Raw genomic sequence first — 19,897 nt, forward strand, 5'->3', positions numbered from 1 at the left:
GACGGTCCAGGCCACACCGCGGGAAGGTCTACCACAGAGCGCGGACCCGAACACGTCTGCCCTGGCGATTTGTCGGAGGCGGCCAGTGGACCCGGATTCACGCGGCGAGGAGACGCTGGAGCCGGTGGCTGCCGGGAACGTGCCCGGATTCCTGCCAGAAGGTGGTCGCCCGATCGCGGGCGGTGGCCGCGGGGCCGGGTTCACCGAGCATGGCGAGCGCGGCGGCTAGGGTGCCGTCGGCATCGGCGCCCAGCACGCGATAACCGTGCTCTCCGGCCCAATCCGCTGCCTGTCCGGCGAGTTCCGCGGCGGTCCCGGATTCGGTCGCGGCCAGTGCCGTCTCGGCGAGCCAGAGCCGCGCGCTCGCGCCGAGATAGCCGAATCCGGCGGCATCGCTGACCCGGCACGCCTGACGCAGTCGCCGTTCGGCGACGGTGAGCCTGCCGAGGCCGGTTTCGGCCCTGCCGAGCGCGATGAGTGCGGTGGCGTGTATCAGCTTGTCGTCCTCCGCGGCGGCCAGTTCCCAGGCGCGTTCCGCTTCGGCTCGGGCCGGTTCGAACACCCCGGTCTCGGTGTGGATCCTGCTGAGCGTAAGCAGGACGTGCACACCGCCGAACTTGGCGCCGAGCCCGGCGAGCAGTTCACCGGCCAGCCGGATGTGCTCGATCGCCCGCCCGGATTCGCCGAGTGCGTGCAGCGCGAGGCCGAGCTCGTTGTGGTTTGCCGCCTCCCAGAAGACCAGCCGGTGCCCGGCGGCGATCTCCAGTCCCGCGCGGTGGCTTCGCTCGGCCTCGTGCAGCCTGCCGAGGTTGTGGTACAGCGAACCGAGCGAGCTCAGGGCCGCGCTGTGCCCGGCCGGATTGCCCACCTCGCGGTTGAGCTCGACCGCGGCCAGGGTGTGCTCGACCGCCTCGGTGAGCCTTCCGGTCCATTCGAGCGCGTTGCCGAGGTTGATCTGCGCGGCCGCCTCGCATTCCCGCCAGCGCTGCGCGCGTCCGGCGGCGACGGCCTCGCGCAGGTGGTGGATGCCGTGCTCGTGGTCTCCGGAACGGAAATACGCCTCGCCGAAACGCAGCCGCAGGAACGCGGCGACCGAGTGCGCCCCGCTGCGCTGTGCCCGGTCGAGAATGACGGGCGCGGCCGCGAGCCACTGTGCCTGGTGACCGTTCGTGGAGACGTATCCGCTGATCACTTCGGCGAGATTCCAGGCGATCTCGTGCGGACCCGTCGTGGCGACGGCGATGAGATTGCCGAGTTCGGTGCTCAACCACGCCAGCGCGGCCGTGCTGTCCACAAAGGACAGCGCGTGCTCGCTCGCCCGCGGGGTGCCGACCGGGAGCCGGACCGCGCCCGCGCGTTCCACCGGCCAAGCCGCCTCGGCGGTCGTCAGGTAGAACCGGCCGAGCCGCTCGCGGGCCCGGGCGCGCCCGATCTCGTCCTCCTCGGTGTGTGCCCGGCAGGCCGCATAGGAGCGGACGAGGTCGTGCATGTGGTACCGGCCCCTGCTGTGGCATTCGAGCAGGTGTGCCGCGGCGAGCCGGTCGAGCAGGCGATTCGCCTCGGCCACCGCGATCCCGGCGAGCGCGGCAGCCGCGTCCGCGGTGAAATCGTTGCCGGGGATCAGGCCGAGTAGCCGGAAAAGCCGCCGGGACAACGGTTCGAGCGCCAGATAGGAGAGTGCGAACGTGGTCGCCACCGGGCTTTCCTCGGCGCCGTCCAGTACGAGACCGCCGATCGGGTCCGTCGTGGACAGTTCGGCCGCGACATCCCTGAGCGTGCCGCGCGGCTGCGCGAGTACCTTGGCCGCCGCGATCCGCATCGCGAGCGGGAGACCGTCGCAGAGCCGGGCGAGCTCGCGCGCCGCGTCCGGCTCCCCGGCCACAACCTCGGCGCCGAGCACTCCGCTGAGCAGTCCACGTGACTCCACTCCGGACAGTGGGCCGAGCGCGATGGTGCGGGCGCCCGCGCGGGCCACCAGTTCACCGAGGCGGTTGCGGCTGGTCACCACGGTGGTCCCGGAAGGCGGAAGCAAGGGGAGTACCTGGGCGGTGTCGCGCGCATTGTCGAGCAGTACGAGCATGGCGCGGTCCGCGATGGTGGAGCGGTACAGCCGGAGCTGGTCGTCGAGGCTCGTGGGAACCGCACGCGGGTCGATCCCGAGACCGCGCAGCAGGTGCGCCAGCGCCACGGCCGGGGTGAGCGGCTCGTGGTCGGCGTCGTAGCCGCGCAGGTCGAGATAGAGCTGCCCGTCCGGAAAGCAGGCACGCATCGAATGCGCCCAGTGCACGGCGAGCGTGGTCTTGCCGATCCCGCCGGTGCCGCTGAGTACCCACAGCCCGGTGCCGTCCTCGGCGAGCTGGGCGTTCAGGGCGGCGAGCTGTTCGGCCCGTCCGGTGAACCCGCGCACCCGCGCGGGCAGTTCGGCGGGGCGAATCGGGCGAATCGGCATGGTGACCGGCTTCTCCGGCTCGCCGCCGAGCACACCGGCCTGTATCGCGCGCAGTTCCGCTCCGGGCTCGATGCCGAGCTCGGAACGCAGTCGGTTGCGCGTTTCCCGGTACACGGCCAGTGCCGCGGTGGCCTGTCCGCTGCGCTGCAGTGCCCGCATGAGCAGCCCGCACAACCGTTCCCGGAACGGGTACCGACCGGTGGCAGTGCGCAGTTCGCCGAGGATCGCCGCATGTTCTCCGGCGGCGAGCTCGGCCTCGAAACACTCCTCCAGGGTGACCAGCCGTCGTTGTTCGAGCGCGGGCAGTTCGGCGCCGGTGAGGGTTTCGGTGGTGCCGCCGAGCGCTTCGCCGTCCCACAGGGTGAGTGCCTGGCGCAGGCATGCGGCGGCCGCGGCGTACTCGCCCGCCGTCTGGCGGACTTTCGCTTGTTCCACCAGCCGATCGAAGCGGTGCAGGTCGAGTTCCCCGGGGTGCACCGTGATGCGGTACCCGGCCGGTTCCCTGTCGATGACCTCCCTGCCGAGGCGCTTGCGCAGTTCCGAGATGTACACCTGCAGTCTGCCGCGGATGCTCGGCGGCGGTTGCTCGCCCCAGACCAGGTCGAACAGCTGCGTTTCGGGAACGACCTGGTTCGCGCGCAGCAGCAGCGCCGCGAGCACCGCGCGCTGTTTCGGTCCGCCGAGCCGGATCGGTCCGCCCGGCCCGTCCGCGCCGACGGGACCGAGTAGCCGATAGCGCGGATGGTCGGCGGCGAGCATGGGACCTCGATTCGTGTTCGGCGAACGGCCCGGCCTTGGACGCGATGCCGAGCCGTGCGGTTCCGCCGAACCGAAACCGTCAGGAACGCGAGAAATGTCCCGATAGTTCTTTATTCGGCACAGTTGTCCAGCACAGCGCTAGGTGTGGATACCGTTCGCGGATTCCTGGTCCGGGTCTTGCGAATCCTTCGGTTCCGCGACGAGGTCTTTGTGCGAGGCCCGGTGTTCCACCCGTTCGGCGCCGGGGGACCGGGAAGAGAAATCGTCCGGATCGAACCGCTTGTCGGTCACCAGCGTCGGACGGGGCGGGCGCAGCAGTGCGCCGTTGTCCAGGATGTTCTGTTCGGTGATCTTGAAAGCCCGGGCGATGCGGTCCATCTCCGCAGTGGTCCCGTCATGGAGCTGGTCGAGCACGTTCGCGAAGGACTCGAGCACTTCGGGCTTGCCTTGGACGTTCTTCCAATCGAGATAGACAGTCACGGCCCCGGTGAACAGCGCGGCCGGGGAGCCCTCGAAGGACGAGGTGGCGTTGGCGATCGCGGTGCAAATGTGTGCCTCGGCGGACTCCTCGGCCATCTGAGCCTTGTCCAGTCCGTCCGCGGCCGCGTCCATCGTGTCGTGGAAGTCCTGCTTCATCGCGTCGAGCAGCTTGTTGTAGTTCTCCAGCGTTGTCTGCTGATCGGTCAACAGGAGTTCCATCAGGTGGACCGCATCGCGCATCGTTTGTAGATAGTGCCGGAACCCGTCCGCCGCGTCACCCTGCCAGGCGGCGAGGGTCGCCACCGTATCGTCCAGCCCGCTCTCCCGGTGCCTGGCGACCGCGAGCTTGGCCTGGTGCACGAACTCCGCCATGGTCGCGCTGGCTTCGAAGTCCTCCGGTACCGCGAACCGCATGATCGACTGGTACAGCCGGTCGGGCAGCGCCAACTGTCCGACCGGGACGAGCTCGGATGTGACCACTTCACGTGCGGTCCTGCGCCATTCATCGGCCCAGGCCTCGACCTCTGTCGGCCAGGAAGCACCGACCGGAACGAGTACACCCATGGTTGTCTACCTCCGCGTCATCGCTGGTGCTTGTGCAATGCTTCGGCCGAATCGCGTTCGGCGGCGGCGTACCGCTTGGCGATCTCCAGGATCGCTTCCCTGCCCAGATCGAGGTTTTCGTGATCGTCGTGCAGCAGCTTGATCATCGCCTCCGCGGTGATCTGCCATCCGGCCAAGGCGCGGGCACACAGGTCCGGGTTGTGTGAGCGGAATGCCGTGTTCTCCTCCTCGGTGGCCTTGATCAGCTGCCGTCGCGCGGTCTCCAGGTCGTCGAGCGCCTTGGGAAGGTCGCTTTTGCCCGCATAGCGCAGCTCCTCGACGTCGGCGTGAAATCCGTTGCTCATCTCACCACTCCCTGCGCAGTACGGTCGGGGACAGCGCATCCAGGTCCACCGGTTCGGGCTCGGGTTCCGTGTACGGTGCGAATTCCTGGCGCCAGGCGAACCGGTCCTGCAGATAGGTGCTGCCGCCGAACGGGCGCAGCAATTCGGCGGCCTGGCGTGCCGCGGTGCGCTGTGCCTCGGCATAGGTCCGCAGTACCGCCTCGGCGATCCGCTCCGGTGCCATTTTTCTGACCTGTTCGCCGAGGCGCAGCTCGGTCAGCACTCCGTCGACGTTCACCGTCAGGTGCACCGCGCCGTCCGGGGACTCACCCTCGACCGAGATCGCGGGCAGCTCCTTGCCCAGAACATCCTTGGTGGCCTGCGCATTCTCGCGAACCCGTGCGAGTTTCTGCCACGCGGCGTCCATCCGCGCGGCCTCGTCGTCTGTCATCGCCGTCCTCCTGGTCGCCCCCTTGCCCGGCCAGTCTCGGCCGCGGGACTTCCGAACGGCTTCCCACGCGCTTCCCGTCGGTGAGTCAGCCCGTCCGGGCCGCCGCGGTGCAGCTCTGCGTGCCGTGGCACTGACGCAGTGCGGTCAGTTGCCGGTGCAGCCGCTCCCGCGTTGCGGTGGGCAGCGTGTCGTAGGTGTTGTGCAGCTGGCCGGGATCGCGGCGGTGGTCGTAGTATTCCTTGGCGCCGTTGTCGTATTCGGTGTAGGTGAACGCCCCGGTGCGGATCGCGGCATAACTCGGCGGATTGCCGCTGCCCTTGGCCGGATAGTCGGGATCCTTCGGGTCGGTGTCCGGTCCGTGATGCTCGACGAGGGCGGTGTCCGGTCGGCCGGGCGGATTCTGCCCGTGCAGTGGCGGGACGAGACTGTGGCCGTCCACCTCCGGAGGGGGAGTCGCGCCGCCGAGGGATTCGAAGGTGGGGGCGAGGTCGATATTGGAGGCGGTGGCGGAAGTGGTGCGGCCCGCGGGCACTCCGGGGCCGGTGACCACGAGCGGCACCCGCACATCGGTGTCGAACGCGGTCTGCTTGCCGGACGCGAGCCGGTACTCGCCCATGTGGAAACCGTTGTCCGAGTTGAACACGAAGTAGGTGTTCTTGTCCTGCCCGGTGGCCCGCAGGGTCTGCTGCAGTCGGCCGATCATGGCGTCCACGGCCTGCACCGACTGCGCCCGTTTGCGGAAGTCCCTGTCGATCTTCTGGATCCGTTGCCGGGGAAGGGGTTCCCGGTTTGCCAGCCAGGGCGGGGCATCGGTGGGCAGCTGGTTGAACGCCGGTCCGCGTGGTGCTTGCAGTCCGGGGAACTTGTCGGCGTCCCGGGGTGCCGGGGTGTACGGGCCGTGCGGGGCGAAGGTCGCGGTCTCCAGCAGGAAAGGTTGCCGGTCCTGCGCCGCGGACTTCGCGAAGGAGTTCGCCTTACGGGACACCACATCCGTGAGGTAGTCCTTCGATTTCTTCCCGTGGTGCACCAGCTGCCCGTTCTCGTTCATGGTGTAGCCGAACTCCGGGTACCCGTTCTCGGCCACATCCCATTCGTCCCAGCCCGGCGGTGGCGGAAGGGCTTTGCCGGTCACCTTCTTCGGTACCGGGTACTCGTTCATGTACTTGCCCATCATCGCGGTCCGGTAACCCTTGTCCTGCAATGCCGTGGCGAAGGTTCGGTTTTCCTCGCCGTGCTGCTGGAACACGGGATAACCGCCGTCCGGCGCGGAGTTCGTGAACACGCCGGTGTCGTGCGGGAACCGCCCGGTGAAGATCGAGGACCGGGAAGGGCAGCACAGCGAATCGGTCACCGAATAGTTCGAGAACGACATGCCCTCTCGCTGCATCTGCTGCACGTGCGGCATATAGGGCAGCAGGTTCATGGACAGATCGTCGGTCAGCACGAATACGATGTTCGGGCGCGCGGAACCGGTCTCGGCGGTGTTGGCGATCGAGGTTCCGGAACACCCGGCGACCGCGAGCAGGACGGCGGTCGCGCACAAGGCCACTGGAGTACGGGTTCTGGACATCGGCCGCATCCTCTCGGTGTGGGACGCCTCGCCGGATCGACGGTACCCGCGACTCCGGATGATCGTCAACAAACGAGACTGTCTCTGGATGCGACCTTCTTGTCGATTCCGTTAGCATGGCCACATGAGCGAAGCAGTCGAGGAATTCCCGTCGAACACCGCGCCCGAACAGCTCGTCATGGTGCTGCGGCGGTATCGGGAGGCACTGCGCAGGGCACTCATCGCGGATGACTTCAGTCCCGTCCCGCCGGTGGCGAACTGGTTGCTCATCGCGCTGGCACGGCGATCGGGGACGGTCGGGGAGCTCGCGCGCCGATTGGACACCACCAAGCAGGCGGTCAGCAGGCTCGCCGATCAGCTGGTGGGCCTCGGGTACTGCCGCCGTCAGCGCGGCACCGCCAACCGCAGGCAGGTCACCCTCTCGGTCACCGAGGAGGGGCACGCGGCCGCGGGGATCCTGGTCGGTGCCATCGAGCGGCTCGACCGGGAACTGTTCGAGAACGTCAGCGAAACCGACCGGGACGCGTTCCACCGGGTGCTGGCCACGGTCACCGCTGCGGGTACCCCGGAATAGCCGTGCGCACCGCCGGGGAGGATTACGAGGCCACCGCGGGGGAAACTTCTTGCTGCGCGGCGCCCCGCTCGCGTCCACCGGGACCGTGCTCCCGGTGGACGGCGGCTGGTCACACGGGCTGCTTCCGGGGCTTGAGGAACACCGTCAGCGCGGCGCCGATCAGATAGCAGGCGCCGAACACCCACATCACGCCTTCCACGCCGAGCGGGGTCAGGCACAGCCCGACAAGTGCGGGTCCGGCCGCGGTGCCCAGCCCGGCGCCGAGGTTCAGCCCGGCCATCGCCGCACCGGTGCGCTTCGGCGCGAGCTTCGGCATGAGCGCGGACATCGGGGCGAACCCGGCGAGGCAGGCGCAGAACAGGCTGCCGATGATCAGCGAGAGCCAGAAGCTGTGCGTCGCGGTCGGCACGTAGTAGAAGGCGACCGTGGTGACCGCGCACCCCACACAGCCCATCCAGCGCAACACGGTGTTCACCCCGTACCGGTCGCTCCAGTATCCGGCGAGCAGGTTGCAACCGAGGTTGACGAGGTACATCACCGCGTAGATGGTCAGCCAGTCGCCGAGCGGGAAGCCGAGGGAGTGCGTGAAATACACCGGTAGGAACACCGGGAAGCCGAACTGGGAGACCCCGTTGATCACCCGGACGATCCCGGCGACGGCGACCTTGGGTTCCTGCCAGAGCAACGAGACCCCTTGTACCAGGCCGCGGATCGGGTTCGTCTCGGGCCGATCGACCGGTCGATCGCCGCCGGGCGCGCGCACCGCGAACCCGATCGCCGCACCGAGCACGATCACCACCAGCGCGGCCCACAGCGTGTGCTGCGGCCCGATCAGCGCGATGCTGGCCTTCGCGATCAGCGGGCTCAGCGTGGAGAACCCGGCGATATAGGCGAACCAGAACCAGCCGACCGCCATGCCGAGCTTCGCGGGCCGCGCGGTGCGCACCACCCACATCAGAAAACCGTAGGCGAACAGCGGATAGCCGAATCCGCGCAACCCATAACAGAGCAGCAGCAACACATTCGAGTGCTGGTCCACGCCGAACACCACGAACAACACGTGGAAGGCGACCCAGATCCCCGCCCCGGCGAGCATGAGCTTGCGCGGGCCGAACACATCGGAGAGTGCGGCGGCCATCCAGGCCGCGATCCCCGCGGTGACACCGTAGATGGTGAACATCAGCGCGACCCGGTTCGCGCCGAACCCCTGATCGGTGAGCATCGCCGAGAGGTAACCCTGCTCGACGCCGTCGCCGATCATGAAGAGGCCGAGCGCCAGATAACCGAGTGCCAGTGTCGGCGGGATTCCGACCCGATCGAGAAAACCGCCCAGTTGATTGGTTTCCGGACCGGTCGCCGCCCGTTCGCCGGTGTGCGACATTGCTCCACCTTCCTGTGTACTACTGGTGAGCCGGTGGCTCAGTCTCGACTGTGCCGGTGGATACCAAACCGGCCTCCGATGAGCCGACCCCTTGTCCGCCAAGGGAATTTCACCTATTCGAGTCGGCTCGTCTCCGGTCTCACTGGTATGCCGCCTCGTGGAAGGCGATCTCCGCTTCGAGGGTGTGGCCGAACACGCCGAGCAGTTCGCGCTCGGTCTCCGGCAGGACCTCGAGCGCGTCGATCTCCGCGGCGAGGAAGCGCACCTGGGTGAGGAACGGCTCCCTGGTGTGCAGCGCGACCCAGTCGGCGATCGGACCGCGCTGCGAGGGTGTGCGCGCCGCGGTGGCACACCACTGCCCGTACAGGGATTCCGCGGTGTACATGCCGGTGACGATGCCCGGATAGCCGTAGGTGTCGGCGATGTCCAGTACCACCTCGGTCAGCCCGCCTGCCTGTTCCTGGGCGGCCGCGCTCACCTCCGGCGCACCACCGATATCGGCCAGTGCTTTGCTGAAGTAGTCGTACTGCTCGGTCACCAGGTTGTGCAGCGCGGTGCTGTGCCCGGAAAGGGCGCGCGCGTTCGGGGCCTCGCGGACCGCCGCCCCGCACAGCCGGGCGGCGGTGTCCACGAATTCTCGTTCGAAGACCAGATAGCGGGCGAAGACCGCGTCCGGGATCGTGTCCGCGCTGACCTCCTCGACGAACCGCATACCGAGCGCGGCCTGCCAGGTTCCGGAATTCTCCGCGCGCAACCGCGCGCTCAGTGGTGCTTCGGTCATGGCAGCTGGTAACCCGCCTGCTCGGCCTGCTTGGTGAACTCGCGCACCTTGGCCCGGTCCACCCGGCCCCACCAGCGCTCGTTCTCCTTGAGCGCGGAGGCCACGATCGCGCCGTGGCACAGGGAAAGCAGCCGTTTGCCGTTGCCCTGGTTCATTCCGGAGCCGATGATCACCGGCAGGTCCGAGGCCGCGCGGATCCCGCTGATCTCGCCCTCCGCGGCCTCGTCTCCGGTGCGCCCGCCGGTCGCGATGAGCACATCCGCGTCGAAGAACTCGTTGTCCTCGGTCTGTTCGGCGAGCGAGCGATCCGCGATGATCGAGTGCGAACCGTGCTTGACGTGCACATCGGCGAACACCTTCAGATGCTCGGCGCGCAGGGTGGAGCGGTACCGGGTCGCGGTGGCCGAGGCGCCCTCGATGAAACCCTCGTTCGCCACGTAGGCGTTCACCCATTGGTTGATCCGGACGAACGGTGCCTGCGCCGCCTGTGCCGCGGCGATCGAGCAGTGTGCCCCGTTCGCGAGCACGTTCACCCCGACCGGGAGCCCGACCTGTTCGCGCACGTGGTCACCGATCACCGCGAGGTTCGCCGCGGTCTCGAAACCCTGGTGCTCCGGTTTGGGGAAGGGCAGATCCCAGGCGTTCTCCACGATCAGCCCGTGCACCCCGCCGTCCCGGTAGGCCTCGGCCTCCTCGACGGCGAACCGGATCAGGTCCGCGACGGGTTCCCCGCGGTAGTGCGGGCTACCGGGAAGGGCGCGGCAGTGCACGACCCCGATCACCACGCGGTCGGTGCCGAAGATCGTGTTCAGTGCCGATTCCTTCGGCGGGAAGACACCGAGTTCGTTGCTCATTTGTTCCTTTCGTTCTGCTCGGCCGTGCCGAGTTGGTTGGCGAATTCGAACCACTTCGTGTATCCGCCGGAGACCAGGCGGGACCAGTGTTCGAATGCGGCTTCGGCGCTGGGGAAAGACCAGATCTCCACCTGTGAGTAGTCGCCCTGCCCGCGGATGTGGACCCGGCCGGAGAACCGCGCGCCGTGCTGCACGGAAACGTCTCGCAGCCGCTCGAATTCCCGTTCGTAGCGCTCCCGGTCGGCGGTTTCGAGTTCGTACCATGCGGTGCGCGGGAGCAGATAGTGCAGCCAGACGTATTCGTTCATGCGTTCTCTCCGGTGATGGCTTTCTCGAACGGGATCCGCCTGCCGAGGTAGTGGCGGGAGGTGGTGAACTTGAAATCCGCGACCCGGTCGTGTTCGCGCATGGCCGCGTCGAGCATGTCCGCGCCCGGAATCCGCCAGACGCCGATGTGGTCCCATTCGCTCGCGGCGTCCAGCCGGTGCCGCCCGGCGATCGCGGCCCCGGCGCGCACATCGGAGGCGAAGGCGATATCGCATTCCAGGTCGTATTCGCGGCGCTGTTCCTCGCTCGCCGCCTGCCAGGCCGCGTTCCATTTCCAGAGTGCGAAGAATCCCCACTCGTCCCGGGTTCCGCGCGAGGCCGGGCTGATCACCGGCAGGAATTCCCGTGGCCCGGTGAGCCATTCGGTGCGTAGCAGCCGCGTCCAGCCGGCCCGTTCCAGCGCGGTGATTCCCGCGTGCGCCGCCGATTGGCTCGGTGCCTCGAACATCCCGGCGAAGTCCACGTCGTGGGTGAAACCCGTCGCGTAGACCGAGGGCTCGTTCGCCTGCGCATCGAGGATCCGATCGAGCGAGAGCAGCCATCCCTTGTCCCGTAAGCGATCCAGCTCAGCGAGTACCGCACTCGGATCACCAGTACCGTGCCGTTCGGCAAGACTGTGCCGTTTTGCCAGGAACACCACGGCACATCGGCCGTCGTGCGCCGCCTGGAAGACCTCGGTTTCCCCGCTGAGCAGTGTCATGACAGTTCCTCCCTGCTCGCATAGGAGCGGTGCCCGCCGAACACCGCGCAGCTGCGCGATGCGGCCCGCACCGCGTAGTCCAGCGCGGCCTCGGGATCGGCGGATTCGCAGTACAGCCCGATGAACGAGCCCGCGAGGCAGTCCCCGGCTCCGGTGGTGTCCACGACCGGTGGCGCATCGGCGGGAGCCGGAACCGAAAACCGTTCCGTGCGGGTGCACCAGCGGGCGCCGCGCGCGCCGTCGGTGAACACCACCGCCTGTACCCCCATGCCGAGCAGTGTCTCCAGCGGATCCGGCCCGATCGCTTGCGCCGCACGGGTATTGCAGAACACCACCGCGGCGCCGTCCAGATGTGCGGCCAGTTCCGTGATGCCCGAGGGGAAGGTCGCCGGTTCCAGGTCGATGGACCAGGGCACTCGGGATTCCGCGCAGCGGGCCAGCAGCACGCGCGCTGCCTCGGGTTCGTAGATAGCGGTGTGTACCCAGCCGACGTCCTCGAACGGGAGTTCCGCGCAGCTGCCCGCCGATGGGTACATCCGTACCCCGGGTGCGAGCATGAGCTGCTTCTCCCCATCGCCCGCGAGCGCGATGATCGCCCGGTTCGCCGGCCCGGTCAGGGTTTCCGGGCAGAACTCGATGCCGAGCTCGCGGCCCTGGACGAGACATTCCGCGCTCGCGGTGTCGGTGCCGATCGCGGTCACCAGGCGGGTGGGCAGCCCGGTGCGGCGGCAGGCGACGGCGGCATTGGTGACCACGCCACCGATGGAGTCGGCGAGCTCGGCCGCGACGACCTTCTCGTCCGCGGCAGGTAGATGGCCGACCCGGATCGTGGTATCGAAAACGGTGTCCCCGACGAAGAGCGCGGTCACGAATCCTCCTCGCTGGCGCTCGTCGGCCTCGTGACCGGCGGTTCTGTATCCCACGGTGACCTCGCAAGCTCGGTCACGAGAGGCGGTCCTTCCTGAGCATCGCAGCGAGCGCCAGCGAGTGATGCCGCGAAGGCACCGATCGAGCGAGGACGCGAGGGAGCCTTGGCGACCGAGTCCCGGAACGAGTGAGAAGTCGAGCCGAGGTCGCAGCGGAGGGAAGGGCCGTATCGGGTCAGCAGGGTCATGGGCGGGCGAGCTCGATCCGGAACCGGTAGCGGTCGGCGCGGTAGGTGATCACCGCGGACTCCACCGGTTCACCACTGGCGCTCACGCAGCGCCGCCGTGCGATGAGGATCGGCGCGCCCTTGGGCACGGCGAGCCGCCTGGCCAGTTTCGGGTCGGCGACCGCGCCTTCGATGTATTCCTCACCGGAACTGATCCGGGTGCCCGTCTCGCGCTCGATCCATTGGTAGAGCGAGGACGCGTCGAGGGTTTCCGGGGCCGGGGCGTTGTCGGTGGCCACCACCCGCGGGGAGAGCCAGGATGCGCTGGAGGCGATCGGTTCCCCGTCGGCGAGCAGCACCCGGTCGATGTGCACGACCTGTTCGTCCTCGCTGAGTCCGAGCTCCTTGGCCACTTCGGCGGGCGCGGAGGCCACACTGACCTCGGAGAGCCGGTATCCGGGGGTCAGCCCGCGGGCGCGCATATCGTCGGAGAACGAGGCCAGCAGGTTCAGCGGCTGCTCCACCTTGGGGGGCAGCACGATCGTGCCCTGTCCGGAACGCCTGCTCACCAGCTGGTCGTGCTCCAGCTCGTTGAGCGCGCTGCGTGCGGTGGTCCTGCTGATGCCGAACTGCCTGGTGAGCAGGGTTTCCGAGGGCAGGGCGTCCCCGGGAGCGAACTCGCCCGCGGTGATGCAGGAGCGCAACAGCTCGGCGATCTGGTGCCACTTGGGCACCGGTCCGTCCACCAGGTCTTCGTCATGCCACGCCATGAATCGAACATACAAACGTCATGACGTTTGGTCAATGGGTCATCTATGGTTAGGCTGGTTCCGTGATCGTCTTCTGCGGCTACGCCAACAACGATGTGACGGTGTACCTGCCCGCGCTGCCCGGCCCCGGTGCGCGGGTGCAGGCGCGTGCGCTGCGGCGCCGGGACGGTGGTATGGGCGCGAACGCCGCGTTCGCCGCCGCGCGGATGGGCGCCGAGGTGCGGTTCGCCGGGGTGCTCGGCCCCGATCCGCTCAGCGAGGCCTTTCTCGCCGAGCTCGAGCGTGCCGGGGCCGACGTGTCCTGGACCGCGCGGGACGGGGAGCTCACCACCGCGATCGTGCTCGTCGGCCCGGACGGGGACCGCTCGATCATCAGCCAGGACGATGCGGTCACCGAGGCACACCTGCAGTGGGTGCTGGAGCGGATGGCGGATGGCGATCTGCTCTATCTCGACGGGTACCGGTTCCCGTGGGCCGCTGCGCTGGTGCGCGCCGCACCGGATGTCCGCCTCGCCGTGGATCTGGACGGCTGCGAGGATCCCGATGCGGCCGGTGCCGCGCTGCTCGCCGCCGAACACGTGGTGCTGAGCGCGGAACAGCTCGCCCTGCTGGGCGCCGAACCGGGCGCGGCCGCGGTGGAGTACGGCACCACGGTGGTGCTCACCGAGGGTGCGCGGGGCTGGCGGCTCTACGCCCCGGATGGGCGGCAGTGGAATGGTCCGGCGCTCGAGGTCGCGGTGCGGGACACCACGGGCGCCGGGGACTGTTTCACCGGCGGCTATCTCGCCGAACTCGAACGGGGTGTCCCCGCGCACGAGGCCGCGCGGTTCGCCGCCGCTGCCGCGAGCCTGTCCTGCACCGCGGAGGGGGCGCGGGCCGGGGTTCCGGACCGGGACCGCGTCGCCGGGTGTGTCTGACGCTCAGCCGAACACGTCGATCCCGGTGAGCTCGGCGCTCAACGTCCACAGCCGGTCCGCGAGCGCATGGTCGGCGAAGGTACCGCGCACCGGGAGCTGCCGGGGGTTCCCGCGCAGCCCGAACCACCGCGGGGCCCACAGCTGCCCGCCGCGCACCGCGGGGTCGAGGGTGGCGCGGACGGCGGCCTGGGCGGCGGCCTGTTTACCGTGCAGCATCAGGGCCGCGGGCAGGCCGCGCAGCCGCTGCCCGGTCGTCGGCTCGTGCACCGGCGGGCGCGCGGGGGTGAGCGAATCGAGCGCACCGCCCGGATGGGTGACCGTACTGAGCGTGGTGCTGCCCGCGGCGCGCAGCCTGCGGTCGAGTTCGAAGCCGAACAGCATCTGCGCCAGTTTCGACCGGGCGTAGGCGCGTTTGCTCTGGTAATCACGGGTGCTCTGCGGATCGGCCGGATCGAACTTCGCCGAACCGGCGACGAGGCTCCCGGTGGTGACCACCCGGCCCGCCTCCGCCGCCTCCAGCAGCGGGGTGAGCAGGCCGACGAGCGCGAAATGCCCGAGGTGGTTGGTGGCGAACATCAGCTCGTTGCCTTCCCCGGTGACCTGCCGTTCCGGTTGTTCGAGCAGCACACCGGCATTGCAGACGATCGCGTCGAGCGCGGTGACCCCCAATGTGGTGATGCTTGCTTCGATCGAGGCGCGGTCCCCGAGGTCCAGCGGAACGTGGCGCAGGCGCGCCCCGGGGACCCGGGACCGGATGGTGCCCATCGCCGCCTCCGCTTTGGCGGTGTTCCGGCTGCCGAGCAGGACGGTCGCGCCGGTACTGGCCAGCTGTTCGGCGACGAAATAGCCGATCCCCGCATTGGCGCCGGTGACGAGGAAGTTCCGGTGTTCGGCGCGCGGCAGCCGGTGAACATCCCAGGATGTGGCTGACATGGCGGCAGCGTACCTGGCGGATCAGTCCCGCAGGCTCCTCGGGAGCACGTTGTCCCACACCCGGTCGATATAGGCGAGGCAGTTCTGTTTGCTGCCCCGGGGTCCGGTGCGGGACCAGCCCGCGGGCGGTTCCCGGTCCGCGGGCCAGGTGGAGTACTGGTCCTCATCGTTGACCACCACGGTGTACTCGGTCATGCGGGCACCCCTGGAACACTGGGCCGGCCTGGAAAGAAGTTCTCCACCGCCGTCCCGCCACCGCGTTCGGTGATCGTCCGGTGCACCCAGCTGCCCAGCGCCAGGTCGAGCACGCCGAGCCCGAACGGGGAGAAGATCGCCGGTTGCCCGGCCGGTCGCTCGATCCGCCCGGTGAGCAGTTCGGCCAGGGTGCCGTGCACGAACTCCCGGTTTCCGGTGCGCTGTTCGGTCAGGTGCAGCGAGGTGCGCTCGCGTACGGCGTGGTCGACATCGTCGGTGATGTTGAAGGCGCCGAGGATGAGCTCCGGGGCCAGATCGCGCAGCGAGACGTGCAGGACGACGGGGTTGTGCCGCAACAGTTCCGGGTCGTGGATGTGCGGGGTTCCGGCGACCGTGGCGAGCACGACGAGATCGCTCTGCGCGCACACCTGTTCGGCGCTGTCCGCGATCCGCACCTCACCGGCGCCGTCGGCCGCGCAGTCCGCGGCGAACCGGCGCGCGGCGTCCGCGCTGTGGTCGTAGAGCAGGAATTCCCCGAGCTGCCAGTTCAGATCGCGGAAGAACCGGCGGATGTTCTCCGCGATCAGTCCGGTTCCGATGAACCCGATGGTGCTCGCTTTCCGTTGCCCGGTAAGGGCTTCCGCGCCGAGCACGGCAGAGGCCGCGGTGCGCGAGGCGGAGATCACCGAGGCTTCGAGGCAGGCGAAGGGATAACCGGTCGTGCAGTCGTTGAGCAGCAGCGCGGCCGAGGCGCGCGGAATCCCGTTCGCGGTGTTGCCGGGGAAACTGGCGATCCACTTGATCCCGGCGACGTCGAACTCGGCGCCCAGATAACCGGGAAGCGCGATGATCCGGTCCGATTCCCGGTGCGGGAACCGCAGGAAACTGCTGTGCGGCAACACGCTTTGCTGATCCTCGTGCGCGAGATAACCCGCGCGGATCACCTCGAGACAGCCCGGGCGGTCCGCCTCGATCTCGGCGGAGATCTCCGGGCCGCCGACGACGAGGAACGGTTTTTCGGTCACAATGGCTCCTTCATGCGGATGGGGTCAATTCGAGGTGCGGGTCGAAGCCGAACTGCTCGCGCACCCAGGCGCGATCGTAGACGGTGTCGGCATAGGCGCGGCCCCGATCGGCGCACAGGAAAGCAACGCTGGCCTGTTCTCCAGGACTGAAATACTCATTGAGCGCGGCGTACACGCTTCCGGTGGAACCGCCCGCGTGAATTCCGTGCGTGCGCAACAGTTCGTGGCAGCCGCGGATCGCGTCCTGTTCGCGCACCAGCATCACCTCGTCGACGAGGGCGTGCTCGCACAGCGGTGGGCGCATGCTCGAACCGAGCCCGGGCAGCCGCCGTTTTCCCGGTGTGTCCCCGAAAATGGCGGACCCCGAGGCATCGACGGCGATCACCTTCGCCTGCGGGAACTCCTGTTTCACCCGCAACGAGAGCCCGCTGATCGTGCCGCAGGTGCTCGTCCCGACGAACAGGTAGTCGAGCCGGTCGAGCTGTGCGCACAGTTCTCCGCCGGTGAGCCGGTAATGCGCGAACAGTGCGTCGAGGTTGGCGTACTGGTTCGGCCAGTACACCGGGTCGAGCTCGGTGCGCAGCCGCTGCACCGCGGCCAGCCGGGTGCTCAGGAATCCGCCGCTGGCATCGCGTTCGGTCACTTTCTCCACCCGGCGGCAGGTCTTGCGCAGAAAGCGTTCGGTCGTCGCGTTCACATTCGGATCGATCACCGGGATGAACTCGATGCCGAGCCGGGAGCAGAAGTTCGCCAGGGAGATCGCGAAATTCCCCGATGAGGACTCGACGATGGTGCTGTCCCTGGTGATTTCGCCGCGTTCGACGGCGGACTTCAGGATCCAGTACGCGGAACGGTCCTTGGAACTGCCGTTCGGATTCTCGTATTCGAGTTTGGCCCACAGGTCGAGCTCGTGCGAGAGGGCGACGACCGGGGTCTCGATCATCGCGGCACGCAACTCGGTGATCCCGCGCAGCAGCTGGCGATCGGTCATGCGGACACGCTCCGTGGAGTGGCCGGACTGGGACTTATCGAGAAGAGGGGGAACTGCCGGGCGAGCCGCAGTACCTCGGCCCCGGTGGTGAACAGCGCCCCGGAGCCGCCGAGCCAGGTGTGGATGAGCGCGGCCAGCTGGCACATCTCGCCGGGCCCGAATCCGCGTCTGGTCACCGCGGCGGTGCCGAGCCGCAGGTGCGTACCGGCCGGTTCGGCGAGGATGTTCACCTCGGCGAGCCTGCGGGCGGCTGTTTCGGCGTCCTCGGTGACCAGATCGGTGAACGGCACCGCGGAGGAGCGGGCACAGTCGCGGCCGAGTGCGCGCAGCTGCTCGTCCAGGTGCGCGGCGTTGTCGAGCACGGCCCGTGCCGCCGCGATGCCCCGTTCCCCGGTCGCGGCGTCCAGGGCGCGGGCGATCCCGGCGAGCACCGGGGCGGGCACCTCGGGATGGTCCGCGTGCCCGCCGAGCACCAGGGTTGCCCGTGGGCCGCCGAGCGCGGAATCCATGGCCAGTACCGCGGTTCCGTTCTCGGGGAGCTCCGCGTTCCCGGTGAGCACCCCGAGCGCGGTGTCCGAGATGTCGGTGACGCTGATATCGGTGACGCTGCCTTCCCGCGCGGCCGCTTCGGCGGGTGTTGCCGAGGTGATCACCACCCGGCCGGTGCGGAATCCGCGCAGTGCCCGGTCTTTGGCGAGCTGTTCGATCCGGTCGGTGCTCGGGCCGACATAGGTCAGCGCGCCCATCGCGGCGCCGACACTGGATTCCAGCACGGATGCGGTCGTGGTGAGCGCGATGCTGCGTTCGGCGCGCTCCCATTCGGCGTACACCAGGCCGTGCAGTTCGGCGTCCTGGCTCGCCAGCAGCTCGGTTCCGGCGACGGGTACCCGCATCATCGCGCGACCGCCGAACGGTAGGCCCGCGTGGTCAGCGGGGCGAAGATGGCCAGGAGCAGCACGGTCAGCAGTAGCGCCCAGGGGATCGGCGCGCTGCCGAACACGCTCATTCCGCGCAGTGCCGCGGATCCCGCGTTACCGAACAGATCCCGGCAGGCCGCGATGACCGCGCTGACCGGGTTCCACGCGCACACCGCCTGCAGCCAGCCGGGCAGTTTGCCGAGCGGGATGAACGCGTTGGACAGGAAGGTGATCGGCGCGACGATCACGAACGCGACCGGGGTGATCACCTCCGGGGAACGCAGCGCGAGGCCGAGCAGCGCGCCGAGCCAGGCCATGGTCAGGCCGAGCAGCGCGAGGATGCCGAACCCGGCGAGCACCGCGAGCACATTGGTGTGCACCCGCCAGCCGATGGCGAATCCGATCAGCGCCATCGCGGCCGCGGAAGTCAGGGACAGCAACAGATTCGAGGTGGTGCGCGCGATCATCACCGGCGCGGCGCCGATCGGCAGCGAGCGGAACCGGTCCACGATCCCGCCCGCGAGATCGTCGGCCACCCCGAGGGCGGTCCCGGACACGTTCATCAGCATGGTCTGCGCGAGGATCCCGGCCATGAGGTAGTCCAGATAATCCACCCCGGGCACGGACATCGCGCTGCCGAACAGCACCCCGAAGATGACCACATAGGCCACCGGCATCATGGTGAGGCTGAGCAGTTTCTCCGGTATCCGCAACAGATGCCGGATGTGCCTGCCGAGCAGCGCACTGGTCTCCATCGCGAGTTCTCGCACGTTCATGCCGGGCTCCCCACCTTGTCCGTATTCACCGGGCTGTCCATGCCGCCGACGAGGGAGAGGAACACATCGTCGAGCGAGGGGCGGCTGGTGCCGAACTCGGCGACCTCGATGCGTGCCTCGCGCAGCCGGCCGGTGACCTCGGCGAGGGTGTCGATGCCCTCGCGCGTGGCGAAGGAAATGGTGCCGGACTCCGGATCGAGCAACGGCCGCTCGGTGAACAGGGTTTCCAGAGTGTGCACCGCACTGTCCACATCGGATGGATCGGCGAGTGCGATGCGCAGCCGTTCCCCGCCGACGCGGCGTTTCAGCTCGGCCTGGGTTCCCTCGGCGATCACCGAACCTTCGCCGAGCACCGCGATCCGGTCCGCGAGCCGGTCGGCCTCTTCGAGGTACTGCGTGGTGAGCAGCACCGTGGTGCCTTCGCGCACCTGTCCGGCGATGATGTCCCAGAGCACCTGTCTGCTCGCCGGATCGAGCCCGGTGGTCGGTTCGTCGAGGAACAACACCGCCGGCTCATCGACCAGGCTCGCCGCGAGGTCAACCCGGCGGCGCATCCCGCCCGAGTAGGTCTTCACCGGGCGGTCGGCCGCGGCACACAGATCGAACCGCTCGAGCAGTTCCCCGGCCCTGCGCAACGCGGCCCGCTTGCCCCGATGATGCAGCTGGCCGATCAGGGTGAGGTTCTCCCGGCCGGTGAGTCGTTCGTCCACCGCGGCGTACTGCCCGGTGAGCCCGATGCGCATCCGTACCCGCTTCGGTTCGGCGCTCACCTCGTGCCCGGCGACGGTCGCCCGCCCGGAATCGGCGGGCAACAGCGTGGACAGAATGCGCACCACGGTGGTCTTTCCCGCACCGTTGGGCCCGAGCAGTCCCAGCACGGTGCCGGTCGGGACGTGCAGATCCACCCCGCGCAGGGCGTAACTGTCCCCGTACCGCTTGCACAGCGCCTCGGCGTGAATACTCACTTGGTCACCTCGATAACTCTTCGACTGCCTCGACCATAAGGGCGATTGCGCCGCCGGGGAGGCGGATCCGGGGCAGGGTTCCGGTTGCTGCAAGAACGTTGA

21 protein-coding genes are annotated in these 19,897 nt (G+C 68.7%); 2 read left to right on the forward strand and 19 right to left on the reverse strand.

Features of this window, described 5'->3' with window-relative positions; all coding sequences use genetic code 11:
* Positions 1–97 precede the first annotated feature (97 nt).
* The 5 genes from A37U_RS0110695 to A37U_RS0110715 all read right to left on the reverse strand — a co-directional run bounded on the left by A37U_RS0110695 (position 98) and on the right by A37U_RS0110715 (position 6,596).
* Entirely contained in the window at positions 98–3,208 is a 3,111-nt protein-coding gene (locus A37U_RS0110695; protein WP_020496635.1) for an AfsR/SARP family transcriptional regulator, read from the reverse strand.
* A gap of 138 nt (positions 3,209–3,346) precedes the next feature.
* The gene (locus A37U_RS0110700; protein WP_020496636.1) at positions 3,347–4,252 is read right to left on the reverse strand and encodes a hypothetical protein; all 906 of its coding nucleotides are present in this window, start codon (positions 4,250–4,252) and stop codon (positions 3,347–3,349) included.
* A 17-nt stretch (positions 4,253–4,269) separates the two neighbouring features.
* Positions 4,270–4,596, reverse strand: coding sequence for a hypothetical protein (locus A37U_RS0110705; protein ID WP_020496637.1), 327 nt, complete (start codon positions 4,594–4,596; stop codon positions 4,270–4,272).
* A gap of 1 nt (position 4,597) precedes the next feature.
* Entirely contained in the window at positions 4,598–5,026 is a 429-nt protein-coding gene (locus A37U_RS48210) for a YbaB/EbfC family nucleoid-associated protein (RefSeq protein WP_020496638.1), read from the reverse strand.
* A gap of 85 nt (positions 5,027–5,111) precedes the next feature.
* Complete coding sequence (locus A37U_RS0110715; RefSeq protein WP_026197083.1) at positions 5,112–6,596, reverse strand: sulfatase family protein; 1,485 nt, start codon at positions 6,594–6,596, stop codon at positions 5,112–5,114.
* A 124-nt stretch (positions 6,597–6,720) separates the two neighbouring features.
* On the opposite strand from A37U_RS0110715, the gene A37U_RS48215 reads away from it, so the two are divergent.
* The gene (locus A37U_RS48215; RefSeq protein WP_020496640.1) at positions 6,721–7,170 is read left to right on the forward strand and encodes a MarR family winged helix-turn-helix transcriptional regulator; all 450 of its coding nucleotides are present in this window, start codon (positions 6,721–6,723) and stop codon (positions 7,168–7,170) included.
* A 109-nt stretch (positions 7,171–7,279) separates the two neighbouring features.
* On the opposite strand, the gene A37U_RS43110 is transcribed toward A37U_RS48215, so the two are convergent.
* The 7 genes from A37U_RS43110 to A37U_RS0110755 all read right to left on the reverse strand — a co-directional run bounded on the left by A37U_RS43110 (position 7,280) and on the right by A37U_RS0110755 (position 13,076).
* The gene (locus tag A37U_RS43110) at positions 7,280–8,551 is read right to left on the reverse strand and encodes an MFS transporter (RefSeq protein WP_020496641.1); all 1,272 of its coding nucleotides are present in this window, start codon (positions 8,549–8,551) and stop codon (positions 7,280–7,282) included.
* Between the two features lie 139 nt (positions 8,552–8,690).
* Positions 8,691–9,332: a TenA family protein gene (locus tag A37U_RS0110730; RefSeq protein ID WP_020496642.1), complete on the reverse strand. Its 642-nt coding sequence runs from the start codon at positions 9,330–9,332 to the stop codon at positions 8,691–8,693.
* Complete coding sequence (locus A37U_RS0110735) at positions 9,329–10,186, reverse strand: BtpA family protein (protein ID WP_020496643.1); 858 nt, start codon at positions 10,184–10,186, stop codon at positions 9,329–9,331. Before A37U_RS0110735 ends, A37U_RS0110730 begins: the two co-directional genes overlap by 4 nt.
* The gene (locus A37U_RS0110740; RefSeq protein ID WP_020496644.1) at positions 10,183–10,494 is read right to left on the reverse strand and encodes a hypothetical protein; all 312 of its coding nucleotides are present in this window, start codon (positions 10,492–10,494) and stop codon (positions 10,183–10,185) included. The genes A37U_RS0110735 and A37U_RS0110740 overlap by 4 nt, the downstream gene beginning before the upstream one ends.
* Complete coding sequence (locus A37U_RS0110745; RefSeq protein ID WP_020496645.1) at positions 10,491–11,213, reverse strand: hypothetical protein; 723 nt, start codon at positions 11,211–11,213, stop codon at positions 10,491–10,493. Before A37U_RS0110745 ends, A37U_RS0110740 begins: the two co-directional genes overlap by 4 nt.
* Entirely contained in the window at positions 11,210–12,082 is an 873-nt protein-coding gene (locus A37U_RS0110750) for a carbohydrate kinase family protein (protein ID WP_157182743.1), read from the reverse strand. The genes A37U_RS0110745 and A37U_RS0110750 overlap by 4 nt, the downstream gene beginning before the upstream one ends.
* Before the next feature lie 241 nt (positions 12,083–12,323).
* Positions 12,324–13,076 (reverse strand): GntR family transcriptional regulator, encoded by a 753-nt coding sequence (locus tag A37U_RS0110755; protein WP_020496647.1) that lies wholly within the window; start codon positions 13,074–13,076, stop codon positions 12,324–12,326.
* Between the two features lie 62 nt (positions 13,077–13,138).
* Between A37U_RS0110755 and A37U_RS43115 the strand changes: the two genes are divergently transcribed.
* Positions 13,139–13,993 (forward strand): carbohydrate kinase family protein, encoded by an 855-nt coding sequence (locus A37U_RS43115; RefSeq protein ID WP_020496648.1) that lies wholly within the window; start codon positions 13,139–13,141, stop codon positions 13,991–13,993.
* 3 nt (positions 13,994–13,996) lie between these two features.
* On the opposite strand, the gene A37U_RS43120 is transcribed toward A37U_RS43115, so the two are convergent.
* The 7 genes from A37U_RS43120 to A37U_RS43130 are packed head-to-tail and all read right to left on the reverse strand — an operon-like array spanning position 13,997 to position 19,795.
* Positions 13,997–14,926, reverse strand: a complete 930-nt coding sequence (locus tag A37U_RS43120) for an SDR family NAD(P)-dependent oxidoreductase (RefSeq protein WP_020496649.1) — start codon at positions 14,924–14,926, stop codon at positions 13,997–13,999.
* Positions 14,927–14,947: 21 nt separating this feature from the next.
* Complete coding sequence (locus A37U_RS0110770; protein ID WP_020496650.1) at positions 14,948–15,121, reverse strand: MbtH family protein; 174 nt, start codon at positions 15,119–15,121, stop codon at positions 14,948–14,950.
* Positions 15,118–16,146 carry a 2,3-diaminopropionate biosynthesis protein SbnB gene (gene sbnB / locus A37U_RS0110775; protein WP_020496651.1) on the reverse strand — a complete coding sequence of 343 codons (1,029 nt, stop codon included), beginning with the start codon at positions 16,144–16,146 and terminating at the stop codon, positions 15,118–15,120. Before sbnB ends, A37U_RS0110770 begins: the two co-directional genes overlap by 4 nt.
* A gap of 10 nt (positions 16,147–16,156) precedes the next feature.
* The gene (gene sbnA, locus A37U_RS43125; RefSeq protein ID WP_020496652.1) at positions 16,157–17,137 is read right to left on the reverse strand and encodes a 2,3-diaminopropionate biosynthesis protein SbnA; all 981 of its coding nucleotides are present in this window, start codon (positions 17,135–17,137) and stop codon (positions 16,157–16,159) included.
* Positions 17,134–18,033, reverse strand: coding sequence for a PLP-dependent aminotransferase family protein (locus A37U_RS0110785; RefSeq protein WP_020496653.1), 900 nt, complete (start codon positions 18,031–18,033; stop codon positions 17,134–17,136). Before A37U_RS0110785 ends, sbnA begins: the two co-directional genes overlap by 4 nt.
* A complete protein-coding gene (locus tag A37U_RS0110790; protein WP_020496654.1) occupies positions 18,030–18,830 on the reverse strand; it encodes an ABC transporter permease in 801 nt (266 codons plus the stop codon). Before A37U_RS0110790 ends, A37U_RS0110785 begins: the two co-directional genes overlap by 4 nt.
* Positions 18,827–19,795, reverse strand: a complete 969-nt coding sequence (locus tag A37U_RS43130; RefSeq protein ID WP_020496655.1) for a daunorubicin resistance protein DrrA family ABC transporter ATP-binding protein — start codon at positions 19,793–19,795, stop codon at positions 18,827–18,829. The genes A37U_RS0110790 and A37U_RS43130 overlap by 4 nt, the downstream gene beginning before the upstream one ends.
* Between the last annotated feature and the right edge of the window lie 102 nt (positions 19,796–19,897).

It is taken from the genome of Sciscionella marina DSM 45152, assembly GCF_000379465.1.
Lineage (GTDB): Bacteria > Actinomycetota > Actinomycetes > Mycobacteriales > Pseudonocardiaceae > Sciscionella > Sciscionella marina.